Source organism: Mesorhizobium sp. 01N446 (assembly GCF_056399285.1).
In genome coordinates this window covers 1,669,871-1,687,378 of the sequence record NZ_JBFTRA010000001.1, presented here as the reverse complement: position 1 = coordinate 1,687,378, position 17,508 = coordinate 1,669,871, and the positions used below count along the sequence as shown (strand labels likewise).

16 protein-coding genes are annotated in these 17,508 nt (G+C 64.5%); 8 read left to right on the top strand and 8 right to left on the bottom strand.

Annotated features, from left to right (window positions below):
* The 6 genes from AC1DPX_RS08185 to AC1DPX_RS08160 form a co-directional block, all read right to left on the bottom strand.
* Nucleotides 1-692, bottom strand: a 692-nt coding sequence (locus AC1DPX_RS08185; protein WP_477235702.1) for a biotin/lipoyl-containing protein, incomplete at its 3' end; no start/stop codon positions are given.
* Nucleotides 693-695: 3 nt separating this feature from the next.
* Complete coding sequence (locus AC1DPX_RS08180; protein WP_477235700.1) at nt 696-1,694, bottom strand: alpha-ketoacid dehydrogenase subunit beta; 999 nt, start codon at nt 1,692-1,694, stop codon at nt 696-698.
* Nucleotides 1,694-2,722 carry a thiamine pyrophosphate-dependent dehydrogenase E1 component subunit alpha gene (locus tag AC1DPX_RS08175; protein WP_477235698.1) on the bottom strand — a complete coding sequence of 343 codons (1,029 nt, stop codon included), beginning with the start codon at nt 2,720-2,722 and terminating at the stop codon, nt 1,694-1,696. The genes AC1DPX_RS08180 and AC1DPX_RS08175 overlap by 1 nt, the downstream gene beginning before the upstream one ends.
* 2 nt (nt 2,723-2,724) lie before the next feature.
* A complete protein-coding gene (locus AC1DPX_RS08170) occupies nt 2,725-4,053 on the bottom strand; it encodes an NAD(P)H-dependent oxidoreductase (RefSeq protein ID WP_477235696.1) in 1,329 nt (442 codons plus the stop codon).
* Nucleotides 4,054-4,334: 281 nt separating this feature from the next.
* Nucleotides 4,335-5,108 carry a phosphodiesterase gene (locus AC1DPX_RS08165; RefSeq protein WP_477235694.1) on the bottom strand — a complete coding sequence of 258 codons (774 nt, stop codon included), beginning with the start codon at nt 5,106-5,108 and terminating at the stop codon, nt 4,335-4,337.
* A gap of 71 nt (nt 5,109-5,179) precedes the next feature.
* Complete coding sequence (locus tag AC1DPX_RS08160; protein WP_202352457.1) at nt 5,180-5,968, bottom strand: 3-hydroxybutyrate dehydrogenase; 789 nt, start codon at nt 5,966-5,968, stop codon at nt 5,180-5,182.
* 245 nt (nt 5,969-6,213) lie between these two features.
* On the opposite strand from AC1DPX_RS08160, the gene AC1DPX_RS08155 reads away from it, so the two are divergent.
* Together AC1DPX_RS08155 and AC1DPX_RS08150 are read left to right on the top strand one after the other, a co-directional pair.
* Nucleotides 6,214-7,002 carry an acetoacetate decarboxylase gene (locus AC1DPX_RS08155; RefSeq protein WP_477235692.1) on the top strand — a complete coding sequence of 263 codons (789 nt, stop codon included), beginning with the start codon at nt 6,214-6,216 and terminating at the stop codon, nt 7,000-7,002.
* The gene (locus AC1DPX_RS08150) at nt 6,995-8,155 is read left to right on the top strand and encodes a patatin-like phospholipase family protein (protein WP_477235690.1); all 1,161 of its coding nucleotides are present in this window, start codon (nt 6,995-6,997) and stop codon (nt 8,153-8,155) included. Before AC1DPX_RS08155 ends, AC1DPX_RS08150 begins: the two co-directional genes overlap by 8 nt.
* Before the next feature lie 105 nt (nt 8,156-8,260).
* Here the strand turns inward: AC1DPX_RS08150 and AC1DPX_RS08145 are convergent, their stop codons facing one another.
* Nucleotides 8,261-9,871 carry an inorganic phosphate transporter gene (locus AC1DPX_RS08145; protein ID WP_477235688.1) on the bottom strand — a complete coding sequence of 537 codons (1,611 nt, stop codon included), beginning with the start codon at nt 9,869-9,871 and terminating at the stop codon, nt 8,261-8,263.
* A 121-nt stretch (nt 9,872-9,992) separates the two neighbouring features.
* Nucleotides 9,993-11,207, bottom strand: coding sequence for an ROK family protein (locus tag AC1DPX_RS08140; RefSeq protein WP_477235686.1), 1,215 nt, complete (start codon nt 11,205-11,207; stop codon nt 9,993-9,995).
* A 221-nt stretch (nt 11,208-11,428) separates the two neighbouring features.
* On the opposite strand from AC1DPX_RS08140, the gene AC1DPX_RS08135 reads away from it, so the two are divergent.
* The 6 genes from AC1DPX_RS08135 to AC1DPX_RS08110 all read left to right on the top strand — a co-directional run bounded on the left by AC1DPX_RS08135 (nt 11,429) and on the right by AC1DPX_RS08110 (nt 17,494).
* Nucleotides 11,429-12,667 (top strand): extracellular solute-binding protein, encoded by a 1,239-nt coding sequence (locus AC1DPX_RS08135; RefSeq protein ID WP_202357603.1) that lies wholly within the window; start codon nt 11,429-11,431, stop codon nt 12,665-12,667.
* A gap of 80 nt (nt 12,668-12,747) precedes the next feature.
* Entirely contained in the window at nt 12,748-13,632 is an 885-nt protein-coding gene (locus AC1DPX_RS08130; RefSeq protein ID WP_477235684.1) for a carbohydrate ABC transporter permease, read from the top strand.
* The gene (locus AC1DPX_RS08125) at nt 13,632-14,477 is read left to right on the top strand and encodes a carbohydrate ABC transporter permease (protein ID WP_202357601.1); all 846 of its coding nucleotides are present in this window, start codon (nt 13,632-13,634) and stop codon (nt 14,475-14,477) included. Before AC1DPX_RS08130 ends, AC1DPX_RS08125 begins: the two co-directional genes overlap by 1 nt.
* Nucleotides 14,474-15,496, top strand: a complete 1,023-nt coding sequence (locus AC1DPX_RS08120; RefSeq protein WP_477235682.1) for an SIS domain-containing protein — start codon at nt 14,474-14,476, stop codon at nt 15,494-15,496. Before AC1DPX_RS08125 ends, AC1DPX_RS08120 begins: the two co-directional genes overlap by 4 nt.
* Nucleotides 15,496-16,434, top strand: coding sequence for a PfkB family carbohydrate kinase (locus AC1DPX_RS08115; protein ID WP_477235680.1), 939 nt, complete (start codon nt 15,496-15,498; stop codon nt 16,432-16,434). Before AC1DPX_RS08120 ends, AC1DPX_RS08115 begins: the two co-directional genes overlap by 1 nt.
* Entirely contained in the window at nt 16,421-17,494 is a 1,074-nt protein-coding gene (locus tag AC1DPX_RS08110) for an ABC transporter ATP-binding protein (protein WP_477235678.1), read from the top strand. The genes AC1DPX_RS08115 and AC1DPX_RS08110 overlap by 14 nt, the downstream gene beginning before the upstream one ends.
* Nucleotides 17,495-17,508 lie beyond the last annotated feature (14 nt).

The following is a 17,508-nucleotide window of genomic DNA, read 5'->3' as shown; positions in this document are numbered from 1 at the left end:
AAATGCGGAATGGTGGATTTTGCCTCGACCAGGCGGCGCGCAATGGTCTTGCGCATATTGTCGTGCGGGATGAGGTCGTAGGAGCCCTGCTCGAACAGCTTCAGCACCTGATCGTCCGACATCGGTTTGACCGCCGGCGCGGAAGCAGCGGGAGCTTCAGGAGCCACCGCGGGGACTTCCTTGGCTGCGCCCTTGCCAACCGCCGCGTCAACATCCGCCTTGACCACCCGGCCATGCGGGCCGGTGCCGATGATGCTGGCAAGGGCAAGACCTGCCTCACGGGCCAAACGTCGGGCAAGCGGTGTCGCGCGTGCGCCCGACGGCGATTGGCCAATCTCCCTCCTTGTGGGGGAGATGTCCGGCAGGGCAGCGCGCCCCTCTGTCGGCTTCGCCGACATCTCCCCCACGGGTGGGGAGATTGGAGCCGCGTCCTGCTTGGCCCCATAGGCCTCGTCGTCGGCATAGATCCACGCCACCGGCGCACCGACCGGAATATCGACGCCTTCCTTGCCGGTGACGTCGCGCAAGACGCCGCTGGCCGGTGCATCGATCTCCATCGCCGCCTTGTCGGTCTCGATCTCGAACAGCACGTCGCCCTTCTTGACCCGGGCGCCTTCCTCGGCGAACCAGCGCGAGATCTGTCCGGTCGCCATGTCCATGTCGACCTTGGGAAGAATGACTTCGGTCGGCATGTTTCAGCGGACCCCYTTTACGAGGTCGCGCGCGGCGCTGATGATGTCGGGAACCTGCGGCACCGTCGCCTTCTCCAGCTCCGGATTGTAGGGGATCGGCGTCTCGGCGCCGCCCAGCCGCACGATCGGCGCATCGAGATAGTCGAACGCCTCGCTCTCGGCGACCATCGCGCTGACCTCGGCGCCGATGCCCAGCGTCTTGACCGCTTCGTAGACGCACATCAGCCGCGACGTCTTCTTGACGCTGTCGATGACGGTCTGCTTGTCCATCGGCCGGATGGTCCGGAGGTCGACGACTTCGACGTCGATGCCTTCGGCTTCCAGCGTCGCGGCGGCGTCGAGCGCCTTGTGCACCATGATCGAGGTGGCGACGATGGTGAGATCGCGGCCCTCGCGGCGGATATCGGCCTTGCCGATCGGCACCGTGTAATAGCCTTCAGGCACCGGGCCCTTCATCTTGTAGAGCAGCTTGTGCTCGAAGATCATCACCGGATCGGGGTCGGCGACCGCCGCCAGAAGCATGCCCTTGGCATCATAGGGCGTCGCCGGCTGGATGACCTTCAGGCCCGGCACATGGCCGAGCCAGGCCTCGAGGCTCTGGCTGTGCTGCGCCGCCGCTCCGGTGCCCGAACCGGCGGGAAAGCGCATCACCACGGGAACCGAAACCTCGCCGCCCAGCATGAAGCGCATCTTGGCCGCCTGGTTGACGATCTGCTCCATGGCGAGCGTGGCGAAATCGGAAAACTGAAACTCGAAGATCGGCCGCATGCCGGTGAGGGCTGCACCGACGGCGACGCCCGCTCCACCCAGTTCCGAAATCGGCGTGTCGATGACCCGCTCCGTGCCGAAGCGCTCGACCAGATCGCCGGTCACCTGGAAGGCGCCGCCATAGACGCCGATATCCTCACCCATCAGGAAGACGCGTTCGTCCATGTCCATGGCGATCGCCATGGCTTCCTGGATCGCCTGGGCGTAGCTCAGTTCACGCACCATCGCGTCCATCACGCCTGCTCCGTATACACGTAATTCCCGGTCTCGCTGACGTCAGGCGACGGGCTTGCCTTGGCGAACTCGATGCCGTCGGCGATCTCCTGTGCGACCGCGTCGCGGATGGCCTCGATGCCCTTGTCGTCGATGAATCCGAACTCCCGCAACTCGTTTTCGAACAGCGTGATCGGGTCGCGGTTCGACATCCAGTCCTCGATCTCTTCCTTGGTGCGATAGCGGTTGCGGTCGCTCTTGGAATGGCCGCGATGGCGGTAGGTCTTGGATTCGATCAGCGTCGGCCCTTCGCCGGCACGGGCGCGCTCGACGGCCTTGTATGACGCCTCGGCGACCTCCGAAAAAATATTGCCGTTGACGATGATGCCGGGCATCGAATAGGCGGCCGCACGGTCGGCGATGTTCTTCACTGCGGTCGAACGGGCGGTCGATGTCGACATGCCGTAACCATTGTTCTCGCAGACGAAAATGACCGGCAGCTTCCAGACCGCAGCCATGTTGAGCGCCTCGTGGAAGGCGCCCTCATTGTTGGCGCCGTCGCCGAAGAAGGAGACGACGACCTTGCCGGTCTTCATCATCTTGGAGGAAAGTGCCGCACCGACGGCGATTGGGATGCCGCCGCCGACGATGCCGTTGGCGCCGAGATTGCCCTTGGCGACATCGGCAATGTGCATCGAGCCGCCGCGGCCCTTGCAGTAGCCCGTGGTCTTGCCGAAGAACTCGGCGAACATACGCTTCACCTCGGCGCCCTTGGCGATGCAATGGCCATGGCCGCGATGGGTCGAGGTGATCTGGTCATCCTCGCCAAGCGGCATGCAGATGCCCATGGCGCTGGCCTCCTGGCCGATCGACAAATGCATGGTGCCGTGGATCAGGCCGCGCATGTAGCTTTCCTCCGCGCCCTCTTCGAAGCGGCGAATGAGGTACATCTTGTAGAGCACCTGCTTGAGCTGCTCGGCGCTGTACTGGCGATAGACGAAAGGCAGGTTGGCGCGACTGTCCGCGACGGCTTTGCTGGCTCCGGCCATGATCAGGCTCCCACGGTTCCGTAGACGAGCTTGTCCTGGCGGGCGCGCAGTTCGGCGATCTTGGAGCCCGGGGCAGGCGCCGCATTGGCGTAGGTGATGAGCTCGCCCTTCTTGATCGGCGCGGTGACCGAGCCGCCCTGCAGCAGGCCGCAGGGAATGGCCTTGGCGGCATGCGCTTCCGGCGCCGTCATGATCCAGGCGCGGTAGCAATATTCGCCGATCGCATCGAGCTTCTCGCCGGGCTGCATGTCCTTCTTGGCCACGGCGGCGACTTCGGCCACGGGCTTTGCCAGCGGCACCATATCGGCCTTGCCGTAGAGCACGACGCGGGCGCAGGTCAGCGGCACTTCCAAAGACGTCAGGTGATAGGGGCGGTGGAAGGTGAAATATGGGCCCTTGCCCATCTTCAGATCTTCCATGCGTTCCGAAATGCGCGGATGCGACATGTCGGCAACGACGAAGACGCCGGGCGCCACACCCTTGCCGATCGAGTAGTCGACGACGCCGACCCTGGACAGCACGCCGCCATCCTTTTCCGGCACCAGCACTTTCGAGAGTTCGCCGAGCGTCGCCGCCGGGCCATGCATGCCGGCCTTGTCCGGCACCAGCCCGGTGGCATTGGCGATCGCCGCCATCTCGACCATGGTCTTGGAGCCGTCGACGAATTCGACCAGCATGCGCACATTCATGTGCCGGCGCCTGGCCTCGTCCTCATAGGCGGGCGGCGTGGCGTCGATGTTGAGCGGATTGTTCTTTCCCTTGCCGGCGGCGACGATCGGATGGCCCATCGCCGAGACGAATTCGATCAGTTCCATGCAGGAGGACGGCTCATCGCCGGCACCCAGCGAATAGGTGACGCCGAGCCGATCGGCCTCGCTCTTGAGATAGGCGCCGATGGTGACGTCGGCCTCGACATTCATCATCACCAGGTGCTTGCCATGCTCCATGGCGCGCAGACCGATTTCGGCGCCGACGGCGGGAACGCCGGTGGCATCGATGACGACGTCGATCAGGTCATTGTTGATGACCAGGCTGGCGTCGTTGGTGACCGCCACCTTGCCGGCCTCCATGGCGGCCGTCATCGCCGAGGCATTCGACACTTCACGCGCATGGCCGGTTTCCTGGAAGGCGATATCAACAGCCCTGCTGGCGGCCGGCAGGTTCAGTTCCGAGATCGCACCGATCTCGATGCCAGACATATGGGCAACGCGGGTGACGATGTCGGTTCCCATCTCGCCGGAGCCGATCAGGCCGATGCGGATGGGCTTGCCCGACTTGCCGCGTTCCTCGAGATCGCGGGCAAGGCCCGTCAACGAAACATTGGAAGCCATACCGCTCATTCCTCCCACATTGCAGGCTTGTTCATTCGCTTGACGGGTATTGAACATCTGTATTTCTGTCAAGACTAATGTCCAATTTCATACACTTTTTGGCACCTTTCGCGGAGACCGCGTGTGAGCCCAAAAAGCTCTATGAGGGACGGCAACCGTGCAGGACGATGCGCGGGCAGGCGATCGCCGGGACATGATCCTCGGCGCAAGGGGAATGCACGGGGAGTTGGCGCCGTGAATGGGTCGCGGCGACCGCCGCGTCGCGTCCGGAGTGGAGGCCTCTACGGGACTCGATCCGACACCGGCGGCACGGGAAAATCATGGAAATGCACGATGACCCCATCCGCGTCGATGAAGATCACTGCATAGGCCGGCGGCTCGTGGCCCAGGCTCCAGCTCTGCGAAAAATCGAGCGCGGTCTGATGGTTGGTGCTGCGTAGCGTGCTGACGGGGATGCCGCGCCAGCTGCCGGCGATCGGCCGGTGGACATGGCCGGCGAAGATGTGGCGGACATTGCCGTGGCGCGACAGGACGTCATGGAAGGCATCGGCGTCGGCAAGCCTGACCTCATCGAGCACCGGCATGTGTATCCGGAACGGCGGGTGGTGCATGAACAGGAAGGCCGGGCCGCGCGCCTCGCTGAGCTTTTCGTCCAGCCAGTCGAGCCGTGCGGCGCACAGCTTGCCCTCGACATGGCCGCTGTCCAGCGTGTCGAGCAGGATCAGGCGCCCCTCGCTGCCGTCGAAGACGCTCTGCACGAACCCGCGCTCTTTGGCAGCCTCGGGGAACATCTCGAAAAACAACGCCCGGTCGTCATGGTTGCCGAGCATCAGTCGACAGGGTGGCGAAAATCGCGCCAGCCTCTCCCGCAACGCCGCATAGGCGGCCCGCTCGCCGTCATTGGTCAGGTCGCCTGAGATCACCACCAGATCGGCATCGGCATGGTTCTCGCCGATGTCGGCAAGGCAGGCCTCAAGCCTCGCCAGCGGATCGGAGCCATAGAGAAGGCCGCCCGGCGCCATCAGATGCGGATCGGAGAGCTGGATGATTTTCATGGACCTGACCGTACCCCTTCCCGCCGGCACCGCGTGGTGCCAGCCGGAAACGCAACGCCTCGACTGACCCTCTACTGTGCCGTCCAGCCGCCGTCCATCGGCAAGGTCGTGCCGGTGATCTGCCTGGCCGCATCCGAGCACAGGAACAGGGTCAACGCCGCCAGTTCCTCCACGGTGACGAATTCCTTCGTCGGCTGTGCGGCGAGCAGCACATCGTGCTTGACCTGTTCCTCGGTCATGCCGCGCGCCTTCATCGTGTCGGGAATCTGCTTTTCGACCAGCGGCGTCCAGACATAGCCGGGCGCGATGGCGTTGACGGTGATGCCGTCCTGCGCCACTTCCAGCGCCACTGTCTTGGTCAGCCCTGCAATGCCGTGCTTGGCAGAGACATAGGCCGACTTGAACGGCGAAGCGACCAGCGCATGCGCCGACGCGGTGTTGATGATGCGGCCCCATTTGCGCGCCTTCATGCCCGGCACCACTGCCTTGATGGCATAGAAGGCCGCCAGAAGATTGATGCGGATGATGGCCTCCCACTTGTCGTCGGGAAAGTCCTCAATCGGCGCGACATGCTGGATGCCGGCATTGTTGACCAGGATGTCGAGGCTGCCGAACGCCGCCTCGGCGTCATGCACCATGGCGCTCACCGCGGCGCCATCCATCATGTTGGCGTCGGAATAGCGGCACTTGACGCCGAAGTCCTTCTCGATGCCCGCGCGCTCCTGCTCGATGGCCGCAGGATCGCCGAGACCGTTGATGGTGACATTGGCGCCCTCGGCGGCAAAGGCGCGGGCGATGGCCAGGCCGATACCGCTGGTCGAGCCGGTGACGAGGGCATTCTTCGAAGACAGGGAACCCATGATGATCTCGCGAGAAGTGGGAGGGGAATGGGAGCATATAATTGTGCGTCGCAACATGACAATGACAGAGCCATATGTCGGTGCGATTACGGCCAGACGACAGCGCCGGCACGGCCTCGCCCGCTGCGAAACCATGGTCGTTTGGCTGACACGGCACTGTCATGGTGCCGTGCAACATAATCGGCTGCGCATTCGCGCGGTCATTCCTGAACGAAATCCGTCTGACAGAACCTTGGGGGTGCAGCTTGGAAATCGCCGATGTCGTGAAGCGCGCCTACGCGATGCCGCTGACCAATCCGTCCTTCCCGCCCGGGCCCTACCGTTTTTTCGACCGCGAATACATCATCATCACCTACCGCACGACGCGTGAGGCGCTCGAAGCAGTCGTGCCGGCGCCGCTGGAAATCGAGGAGCCGCTGGTCAAGTACGAATTCATCCGCATGCCTGACTCCACCGGCTTCGGCGACTACACCGAGACCGGCCAGGTCATCCCGGTGAAGTACAAGGGCCAGCATGGCGGCTACGTCCATTCCATGTACCTCGACGACGACGCGCCGATCGCCGGTGGCCGCGAGCTCTGGGGTTTTCCCAAGAAGCTGGCCAACCCCAAGATCGTCCATGAAGGCGAGGTGATCGTCGGCACGCTGCACTATGGCAGCGTCCTGTGCGCCACCGGCACGATGGGCTACAAGCATCGGGAAGCCGATCATGATTCCGTGCTGGCAGCGCTCGCCGCTCCCAATTTCCTGATCAAGATCATCCCGCATGTCGACGGTACGCCGCGCATCTGCGAGCTCGTGCGCTACTACCTCACCGACATCACGCTGAAGGAAGCCTGGACGGCGCCGGCGGCGCTTGATCTCAGGCCCCATGTCATGGCCGACGTAGCCAAGCTGCCGGTGCTCGACATCGTGTCCGCCGTCCACTTCAAGGCCGATCTGACGCTTGGGTTGGGCGAGGTCGTCCACGACTATCTCAGTGATCACAGCCGGCTCGCAACCAGCACAACCCAGCCGGAGAAAATTCGTGCTTGAACGCCACCGAAACAAGGAAGCCGCCGCCACGATCGCGGAGATCTCGGCTCAGTATGACCGCATCGCTTTGGTGTTCCAGGGCGGCGGCGCGCTTGGCGCCTACCAGGCCGGCGTCTATCAGGCGCTGGCCGATGCCGGCTGCGAGCCGAGCTGGCTGTCCGGCGTGTCGATCGGCGCCATCAACGCCTCGATCATCGCCGGCAATGAACCCAGCCGCCGCCTGCAGCGGCTCGAACAGTTCTGGCAGACGATCTCGGGCCGCAAGATCTGGTCCTATACGCCGGAAGGCGACATCTACCGCGACATCCGCAACCGCACCTCGTCCTGGATGACGATGACCATGGGCCAGCCCGGCTTCTTCAAGCCGCGCAACCCCAATCCCTGGTTCGAGCCGCAGGGCGCCGAGGGTGCGACCAGCTTCTACGACACCGCAGAACTGAAAGACACGCTGGAGAGCCTGATCGACTTCGATGTGCTGAACGACGGCAAGAAGCGGCTGAGCGTCGGCGCGGTCAATGTCCGGACCGGCAACTTCGTCTATTTCGACACCGAGAAGGTTCGCATCGGGCCTGAGCACATCATGGCCAGCGGCGCGCTGCCGCCGGCCTTTCCGTCGGTCCGCATCGAGGGCGAGTACTATTGGGACGGCGGCATCGTCTCCAACACGCCGCTGCAATATCTGCTCGACCAGGAGGAGGACCGCTCGTCGCTGGTGTTCCAGGTCGACCTGTTCAGCGCCCGCGGCGTGCTGCCGCGCAGCATGCCGGACGTGCTGTCGCGCCACAAGGACATCATGTATTCCAGCCGCACGCGCCAGAACACCGACAATTTCAAGCGCATCCATGGCCTGAAGATGCGCCTGCTCGACGCGCTCAAGCGCGTACCCAAGGAACAGCTCACGCCGGCGGAAGAAGCCTTGATCGCCGACTATTCGGACGCCGGCCTGGTCAACATCGTGCACCTGATCTACCAGCACAAGGGCTATGAAGGTCACGCCAAGGACTACGAGTTCTCCGGCACCTCCATGCGCGAGCATTGGGAAACCGGCCTGGAAGACACGCAGCGCACCTTGCGCCATCGCAAATGGCTGACGCTGCCGACCAATGCCGACGGCGTTACCATCCACGATCTGCACAGAGAAGATCCGACCTGAAATCGACAGGCTAGCGTGGGCCGCGACATTTCCTCGATTCCCTAAGACCCCAAAAGAAAACGGCGCCGCAAGCGGCGCCGTTTCTGCGTAGTGGACTGCGCCCGCTCAGAACACCTGGCGGAAGACAATGAACAGCACGAAGGCCAGCGCGATCGAGCATGGCAGGGTCAGCACCCAGGCCAGCAGCAGGTTGCGTACCGTCGACCATTGGAGGCCCGAGCCGTTGGCGGCCATCGTTCCGGCAACGCCCGACGACAGGACATGGGTGGTCGAGACCGGCAGGCCGAGCCGGTCGGCCATGCCGATGGTCACCATCGCAATGAGTTCGGCCGCCGCGCCCTGGCCATAGGTCAGATGGCTCTTGCCGATCTTCTCGCCGACCGTGACGACGATGCGTTTCCAGCCGACCATGGTGCCAAGACCCAGCGCCAGTGCCACTGCGATCTTCACCCAGAGCGGGATGAACTTCGTCGCATTGTCGACGGCCTTGTGGTAGTCGGTCACCGCCTTGAGATCGGCGGCCTGCATCGGCAGCAGCTGCTTCTTGTCGATCAGCTTGAGCGCCTCGCCGATCAGATAGATGTCGTTGCGGGCGTTGCTGACCAGGTCGGTCGGCACGGTGTCGACCGACGCATAGGGCTGCAGTCCAGCCGTCGTGTTGTGGATGTAGGTCTGCAAGGCGACAGTCGTCTTGTCGCTCCAGCTCCGGGTGCGCACGGCGTCCTGGACGGCCGCCTTGGCGTCCTTGGCATCGGTCACGGTGACGCCGGGCTTCACATATTTGCCCAGCGCCGTTTCGACATTGGCCGAAGCCGACTTGTAGGCTTCGAGATAGTTGATGTCCGGCGTGCGGTTCAGCGCATAGGCCGTCGGCACGACGCCGATCAGGATCAGCATGATCAAGCCCATGCCCTTCTGCCCGTCATTGGAACCGTGCGCGAAGCTGACGCCGGTGCAGGTGAAGATCAGCAGGCCGCGGATCCACCATGGCGGCGGCGTGTTGCCCTTCGGTGCCTCGTAGAGCGCCGGATTGCGCACCAGAAGCTTCATCGCATAGAGCAGTATGGCGGCGGCGAAGAAGCCGATGATCGGCGACACCAGCAAGGTTATGCCGACATTGGTCGCCTGCGACCAGTCGACGCCGCTGGTGGCGCTGCCAGCGGGCGCCATGAACTGGTTGGCGAGGCCGACGCCTATGATCGAACCGACCATCGTGTGCGAACTCGATGCCGGCAGGCCGAGGAACCAGGTGCCGAGGTTCCACAGGATGGCCGCGACGAGCAGCGCGAACACCATGGCGAAGCCGGAGGAGGAACCGACCTGCAGGATCAGCTCGACCGGCAGCAGCGACAGGATGCCGAAGGCGACCGCGCCGCTGGAGGTGAGAACGCCGAGGAAGTTGAAGACGCCCGACCACATGACAGCGAATTCGGCCGGCAGGGAGCGCGTGTAGATGACGGTCGCCACCGCATTGGCGGTATCGTGGAAGCCGTTGACGAATTCGAAGCCGAGCGCGATCAGCAAGGCGATGCCGAGCAGGATCCACGGCACGGTCTTGGCCACCGCCAGATCCTGGCTGAGCGCGTAGCCGACATAGACCACGCCGACCAGCACCAGCACGCCAAAGGCCGGCAGAAACCATTTCGCGCCGCCCGAACTGTCCAGCGGATGATCCGGTCTCGGAATGCCCGCCTCACTAGAAACTATGTCCACCATGTCCCACTCCTATTGCATTGCAGCAAAGAACCGGGACGAACGCTATGTCCGCACAATGAACCCTGTATGACGACACAACCTCTGGAGGATATCTCACGCGAAAAGCCGGGCGGTCGACGCTTCAGGTCCCGCTGAATCGCGTCTTCAGGATCGCCGAGAACAGCGGATCGAAGGCGCGGCTGATCGGCGCCGCGGCGGCACCCAACGCGATGGACCAGGGGTCGGTGGTGCCAAGCTGTAGGCGCGGCAGGTGCCGACCTGGCCGGTCGGCGATCGACGACAGCAGCGGATGCATCGCCTCGACAAGCCGGCGCGCCAGCGCCTCCGGCGCGCCGCTGGTCAGGATCACGGTCTGCGGATCGAAGATCGTCTCGATGAGATGCACGCTCCAGCGCAAATCATGCGCCGCCCCGTCGATCCAGGCCATCATCTTCGCATCCCCGGCCAGCACCAGGGCATTCATCTGTTCGTAGATATCGCTGTCCGCCGGATTGAGGCCGAGATGCTGGTAGAGCGAGGCCAGCGAGGCGCGGTGCTCGAGCGGCGTAGAGCCCGGGCCGGCCGGCGCCAGCAGCGCCATGCCGATTTCGCCGGCATTGCCATGGCCGCCGCTGTAGAGCTCGCCATTGAGGATCAGCCCGGCGCCGATGCCGTAGCCGACATAGAGGCAGACCGCGTGGTCGACGCCGTGCGCCGCGCCGACGATGCGCTCCGCCGTGGCGCAGGCGGCGGCATCGTTCTGCAGGCCGACATTCAGCCCCGTGCCTTTGGCCAGCGTCTCCAGCAGCGGAAATTTCTGCCAGGCCGGCATCATCCATTTGTCGTCCGAATCCTTCAGGCCGAAAGGACCGGGCATGGCAATGCCGAGGCCGACCAGCCGCTTTTCCGACTGGGCCGAAATGCCGGCCAGGTCGTGGCGCACACCAGCGATCAGCTCCAGAATGATCTCGACGCCCTTCGACGGCTCATCGAAAGGCAGGTTCGCCTCGGCCCGCGCCAGCACGCTACCCATCAGGTCGACGGCCACGGCGCGCGTCAGATGGCGGTCGATATGCAGGCCGATGGCGAAGGCGCCCTCGGGCACCAGCCGGTAGGGGGTCGAGGGTTGTCCCCTGCCCTTGCGCACCGCATCGAGTGCGACGACCAGGCCATCGCTTTCGAGATCCTCGATGATGTTGGAGACAGCCTGCTTGGTGAGCTGCGTCGCCCGCGCCAGATCGGCCCGCGACAGGGCGCCATTGAGGCGCAGCGCCTCGATCATGACCCGGCGGTTGTGTGCGCTGGTGCCTTCCTGGTTGGTGCCGCTTTTGGCGCGGATCGGGCTGATGTCGTCCACCGGCTTTTCCCCTCTTGACTCCATTAGAATATTGATCGAGTAATTAAGTCAAGCGAGTTGACTTAATGCAAACCGAATGTCCCAAAACAAGATGGCCAAGGCGCTCCGCCTGTCGCCACTGGTCAGCCGGATAAAGCATCGGGTCACGCGACATGGATCCGGGAAGACGATGCGCAACGCCCGCATCGCCGACCCGTCAACACCGGAAATGGGAGAAGAAGATGCTTAGGACAATCACCAAAACACTGGTCGGCGCGGTCTTCGCCGGCGGACTGCTCGTCCCTCACGCTTTCGCCGAAACGACGCTCAACGCGCTGTTCATGGCGCAGGCCGCCTATAGCGAAGCCGATGTGCGCGCCATGACGGACGCCTTCACCAAGGCCAATCCCGACGTCAAGGTCAATCTCGAATTCGTCCCCTATGAAGGCCTGCACGACAAGACGGTGCTCGCTCAGGGTTCTGGCGGCGGCTATGACGTCGTGCTGTTCGACGTCATCTGGCCGGCCGAATACGCCACCAACAAGGTGCTGGTCGACGTCTCGTCGAAGATCACCGACGACATGAAGAAGGGCGTGCTGCCCGGCGCCTGGACCACGGTCCAGTACGACGGCAAATACTACGGCATGCCGTGGATCCTCGACACCAAATATCTGTTCTACAACAAGGACATCCTGGAGAAGGCCGGCATCAAGACGCCGCCGAAGACCTGGGAAGAGCTTGGCGCGCAGGCCAAGATCATCCAGGACAAGGGCCTGCTGAAGACGCCGATCGCCTGGAGCTGGTCGCAGGCCGAGGCCGCGATCTGCGACTACACCACGCTGGTCAGCGCCTATGGCGGCGACTTCCTCAAGGACGGCAAGCCGGACTTCCAGAATGGCGGCGGCCTCTCGGCGCTGAAATACATGGTCGACAGCTACAAGTCCGGCCTCACCAACCCGAATTCCAAGGAATTCCTGGAAGAGGACGTGCGCAAGGTCTTTGAAAACGGCGACGCCGCCTTCGCGCTGAACTGGACCTACATGTACAACATGGCCAACGATCCGAAGGACTCGAAGGTCTCGGGCAAAGTCGGCGTCGTGCCGGCGCCGGGCGTCACCGGCATCAGCGAAGTTTCGGCCGTCAACGGCTCGATGGGCCTCGGCGTCACCGCGGTCTCGAAGCATCCGGACGAAGCCTGGAAATACATCGAATACATGACCTCGCAGGCGACGCAGAACCAGTATGCCAAGCTGTCGCTGCCGATCTGGGCCTCGTCCTATGACGACCCGGCCGTCACCAAGGGTCAGGAAGAGCTGATCGCCGCCGCCAAGCTCGGCCTGGCAGCCATGTATCCGCGTCCGACCACGCCGAAATACCAGGAACTGTCGACCGCGCTGCAGCAGGCCATCCAGGAATCGCTGCTCGGCCAGTCCTCGCCGGAAGACGCCCTGAACACCGCTGCCAAAAACAGCGGCCTCTGAGCACTTTTCTCCAGTTACGGGCGGCCTTGTGCCGCCCGTGCTATGTCTGAAACCAAGATCGCTAGGGAGAGGCTGCTCTGATGTCGAGCACCTGGATGACGACTCGTGCCTGGTTGCTGATGCTGCCGCTGCTCGTGGTCATGGTCGCCGTCATCGGCTGGCCGCTGGTCGATACGGTCGGTCTTTCCTTCACCGACGCCAAGCTGGTCGGCACCGGCGGCAATTACGTCGGCTTCGACAATTACACCAACATGCTGTCGAGCTCGAATTTCTCGCGCACGCTGGTCACCACGACATTGTTCGCGGTGATTTCCGTTGCCGCCGAAATGGTGATCGGCGTTCTCGCCGCCCTGCTCCTCAATCAGCAGTTCCACGGCCGCGCCATCCTGCGCGCCCTGATGATCCTGCCCTGGGCGCTACCGACGGTGGTCAACGCCACGCTGTGGCGGCTGATCTACAATCCCGAATATGGCGCGCTGAACGCCGCCCTGACGCAACTCAACCTCATCGACGCCTATCGCTCCTGGCTGGGGGAGCCGGGAACGGCGCTGGCCGCCCTGATCGTCGCCGACTGCTGGAAGAACTTTCCACTGGTGGCGCTGATCGCGCTCGCCGCCCTGCAGGCGGTGCCGCGCGACATCACCGCCGCCTCGCTGGTCGACGGCGCCGGAGCCTTCAACCGCTTCCGCTTCGTCATCCTGCCCTATCTCGCCGGCCCGCTGATGGTGGCGCTGGTGCTGCGCACCATCGAGGCCTTCAAGGTCTTCGATATCATCTGGGTGATGACCCGCGGCGGCCCGGCCAACAGCACGCGCACGCTGTCGATCCTCGTCTACCAGGAAGCCTTTTCGTTCCAGCGCGCCGGCTCCGGCGCGTCGCTGGCGCTGATCGTCACCTTGCTCGTCACGGTGCTCGCCGTCGCCTATGCGGCGCTGGTGAGAAAAACCGCCGGGAGTGCCGCCTGATGGAACGCAGAAGCCCCGCCTTCACCGTCTTCGTCTATGCCTGCGCGCTGCTGCTCGCCGCCGTCATCCTGGCGCCCATCGCCTGGCTGTTCATCATGAGCATTTCGCCGGCCGCCGATCTCGCCGCCAAGCCGCTGCGCTGGTGGCCGCAGGCCGCCGACTTCTCCCGCTACCAGACATTGCTGTCGACCGTCGAAAACAGCGCCGGCGCCGCCTTCACCTCGTCGCTTCGCAACAGTCTGGAGATCGCAGGCATGGCGACGCTGGCAGCGTTGGCCCTGGCCATCCCAGCCGGCTGGGCGGTGTCGCGCACGCCTGCGATCGGCTGGTCGCTGTCGATGGTCATCGCCACCTACATGCTGCCGCCGGTGGCGCTCGCCGTGCCCCTCTATATGGGCCTGTCGCACCTTGGCCTGCTCAACAATGTCTTCGGCCTGGCGCTGGTCTACCTGACCATCCTGGCACCCTTCACCACATGGCTGATGAAATCGGGCTTCGATTCCATCCCGCGCGAGATCGAGGCTGCGGCGATGATCGACGGCGCCGGCCTGTTCCAGACGCTGCGCATCATCACGCTGCCGCTCGCGGCACCCGTGATGGCGACATCGGCGCTGTTTGCCGTGCTCCTCGCATGGGATGAATTCTTCTACGCGTTGCTGTTCACCTCCGACCAGCGCGCCAAGACCTTGACCGTCGCCATCGCCGATTTGGCGGGCGGCCGTGTTTCCGACTACGGGCTGATCGCCACCGCCGGCGTGCTGGCCGCTCTGCCGCCGGTGCTGATCGGCCTAGTCATGCAGCGCGCGCTGATTTCGGGCCTGACCAGCGGCGGTGTGAAAGGATGACAATGACTGCAGAAGAACCTCGGCCCGCCGGACTGGTCGCCATCGACCGCGAGATGGCGCGCCAGCATGCGGATGCGCGTGCGTCGTTCGAGAACAACGCTGCCATGGCGGCAGACGTCGCCGCCTCGATCAGGAAGACCGGGCGCCTGCTGCTACTCGGCATGGGCGGCTCGCACGCCGTCGGGCGCGCCGTCGAGCCGCTCTACCGCGCGCTCGGCATCGGTGCGCTGGCACTGCCGCTGTCCGAACAGCTCGGCCAGCCGGTGCGGCTGGACGGCAGGACGGTGCTCGTCACCTCGCAATCCGGCGAGAGCGCAGAGGTCGTCAGGTGGTTTGCGGAAGCTGGCAGGACTGCCGATGTTTTCGGCTTGACCCTCGAAGGCGGTTCTTTCCTGGCCCGCACCGCGCCTTGCCTGGTCGGCGCCGGCGGCACAGAACAGGCCTTCGCGGCCACCCGCAGCCTGACCGTGAGCTTCGCCTTGCATCTGGCCATCCTTGCTGCATTGGGTGAGGACCCAGGCGCCGCTCTTGGCGCGCTGGATCAGCCACAGGACAACGACATCACGCTGGCACTCGCCGCTCTGGAAAAGGTGACAAGCATCGTCACCTCGGGGCGCCGGCTGCAAGGCGTGGCCGAAGCGCTGGCGCTCGGCCTGACGGAACTGTCGCGGCTGCCGTGTTTTTCCCTCGAGGGCGGCCAGTTGCGCCACGGACCGATGGAGATGCTCGGGCCGAAAATCGGCGTCATCCTGTTTCGCGGCAACGATCCGACCGCGGAGCTGGTGACAGCGATGGCCCTTTCCGTGGTCGAGGCCGGCGCGCCGCTCCTGATCTTCGACGCTTCCGGGCAATCGCCGATCGCTGGCGCGGTCACGCTCTCCTTCAAGCCGGCTACGGGTCTGGCCGCGGTCTTCGCCATGCTGCCGGTGGCGCAGCGCCTGATGATCGCCTTCGCCGACAGCCGCGTCGACAATGCCGGCACGCCCGTGCGCTCCACCAAGATCACCAGGAGCGAGTGATGCGCCCGCTTGCGGTGATCGGCAATGTCAATGTCGACTTGATCGTCGGCCCGGTCGCGCCTTGGCCCAAGGCCGGAACGGAAACCGTCGTCGACCATGACGATCTGCGCGTTGGCGGACAGGCCGGCAACACCGGGCTTGCCTGGCAGGCGTTGGGTATCGATTTCGAAATCGCCGCCAATGTCGGCGACGACCAGTTCGGCCGCTGGCTGCGTGAGGCGTTCGGTGCCCGCGCCGACAAATGGCCGGTGCGCCCGGAGAGCACGACGCTTTCGGTCGGCATGACCCATCCCGACGGTGAAAGGACGTTTTTCACCACGCGTGGCCACCTGCCGCGCTTCAGCCTAGCCGACGTATTTTCGGTGCTCGACGGCAAGCGGCTCGCCGGTGGCTATGCGTTGCTGTGCGGCTCCTTCCTCACCGATGATCTCACCCGCGACTACGAGGCGTTCTTCGACTGGGCGAACGGACACGACATAGCGGTGGCGCTGGACACCGGTTGGCCGATGGAGGGTTGGACCCCGGCCAACTGCAAGGCGGCCCGTACCTGGCTCGCGCGCTGCGACCTTGCCTTGTTCAACGAGGTGGAGACCGTGACCCTGGCCGGCCTGCCCGATCCGGTTGAGGCCGCGCGGCAAATCCAGTCCACTATGAAGAAGGGCGCGACCGCCGTCGTCAAGCGCGGCCCCGAAGGGGCGATCGCCATCGGCCCGGGCGGAGCGCTGGTCACGGCGACCGCGCCCGAAGTCAAGGTCATCGACACCATCGGCGCCGGCGATGTCTTCAATGCGGCCTTCCTGGCCGCACTGGCGCAGGACCAGACGCTGACTGCCTCGCTTGCGGCCGCGACGCAGGTGGCGTCGCGCGCCATATCAACCTTGCCCCGTCACTACGGCGAACCGATGCATCCAAGGGAAGCTACGCATGAGCGCGCTTGAAATCCGCAACGTCCGCAAGAATTACGGCAGCGTCGAAACGCTGAAAGGCATCGACATCGCGCTGCAGAGCGGCGAGTTCCTGGTGCTGCTCGGCTCGTCGGGTTGCGGAAAGTCGACGCTTCTCAACATCATCGCCGGCCTTGCCGAAGCGACGAGCGGCGACGTGCTGATCGGCGGCCGCTCGATCCTCGGCGTCCACCCCAAGAACCGCGACATCGCCATGGTCTTCCAGTCCTACGCGCTCTATCCGAACCTGACCGTGCGCCGCAACATCGGCTTCGGCCTGGAGATGCGCGGCGTTGCCGCCGACGAGCGCGAAAAGGCGGTGAACGAAGCGGCAAGGCTGCTGCAGATCGAAGCCTTGCTCGACCGCAAGCCGAGCCAGCTTTCCGGCGGACAGCGCCAACGGGTCGCCATCGGCAGGGCGCTGGTGCGCAAGCCGCAGGTCTTCCTCTTCGACGAGCCGCTCTCCAACCTCGACGCCAAGCTGCGCCTGGAAATGCGCACCGAGTTGAAGCGCCTGCACCAGATGCTGCAGACCACCGTCGTCTACGTCACCCACGACCAGATCGAGGCCATGACGCTGGCGAGCCGCATCGCGGTGATGCGCGACGGCAGGATCGAGCAGCTCGGCACGCCTGAGGAAATCTACAACGAGCCGGCAACGCTCTATGTCGCGGGCTTTGTCGGTGCGCCGTCGATGAACATGCTGCAGGCGACGGTTCAAGGGGCCATGCTGACCATCGATGGCGCCAATGCGAGCCTGCCCTTGCCCACGCGGTTCCGCAACGCGGTGCGGGACGGAGCGCGGGTCGTGGTCGGCATCAGGCCCGAAGCACTGCGGGTCGCGGCGGATGCAGCCGCGCCGTCACTGCCGGTGGAAATAGAAGTCGTCGAACTGACCGGTCCCGAACTGGTCACCACCGCGCGGATCGGCACACAGCGGCTGACGGCCTCCCTGCCGCCGGCGTCCCGCGTCGCGAAAGGCCAGGCAAGCAGCTTCACCTTCAGCGAGGACGCGCTGCGGCTCTTCGACCCCGACACGGGCAAGGCTTTTTGAGTGCAAAAACGGCG

Bases quoted from the DNA above. Each gene is read 5' to 3' on its own strand.
- AC1DPX_RS08175 (WP_477235698.1), bottom strand. From the start codon at position 2,722: ATGGCCGGAGCCAGCAAAGCCGTCGCGGACAGTCGCGCCAACCTGCCT.
- AC1DPX_RS08170 (WP_477235696.1), bottom strand. From the start codon at position 4,053: ATGGCTTCCAATGTTTCGTTGACGGGCCTTGCCCGCGATCTCGAGGAA.
- AC1DPX_RS08165 (WP_477235694.1), bottom strand. From the start codon at position 5,108: ATGAAAATCATCCAGCTCTCCGATCCGCATCTGATGGCGCCGGGCGGC.
- AC1DPX_RS08160 (WP_202352457.1), bottom strand. From the start codon at position 5,968: ATGGGTTCCCTGTCTTCGAAGAATGCCCTCGTCACCGGCTCGACCAGC.
- AC1DPX_RS08145 (WP_477235688.1), bottom strand. From the start codon at position 9,871: ATGGTGGACATAGTTTCTAGTGAGGCGGGCATTCCGAGACCGGATCAT.
- AC1DPX_RS08135 (WP_202357603.1), top strand. From the start codon at position 11,429: ATGCTTAGGACAATCACCAAAACACTGGTCGGCGCGGTCTTCGCCGGC.
- AC1DPX_RS08130 (WP_477235684.1), top strand. From the start codon at position 12,748: ATGTCGAGCACCTGGATGACGACTCGTGCCTGGTTGCTGATGCTGCCG.
- AC1DPX_RS08125 (WP_202357601.1), top strand. From the start codon at position 13,632: ATGGAACGCAGAAGCCCCGCCTTCACCGTCTTCGTCTATGCCTGCGCG.
- AC1DPX_RS08120 (WP_477235682.1), top strand. From the start codon at position 14,474: ATGACAATGACTGCAGAAGAACCTCGGCCCGCCGGACTGGTCGCCATC.
- AC1DPX_RS08115 (WP_477235680.1), top strand. From the start codon at position 15,496: ATGCGCCCGCTTGCGGTGATCGGCAATGTCAATGTCGACTTGATCGTC.
- AC1DPX_RS08110 (WP_477235678.1), top strand. From the start codon at position 16,421: ATGAGCGCGCTTGAAATCCGCAACGTCCGCAAGAATTACGGCAGCGTC.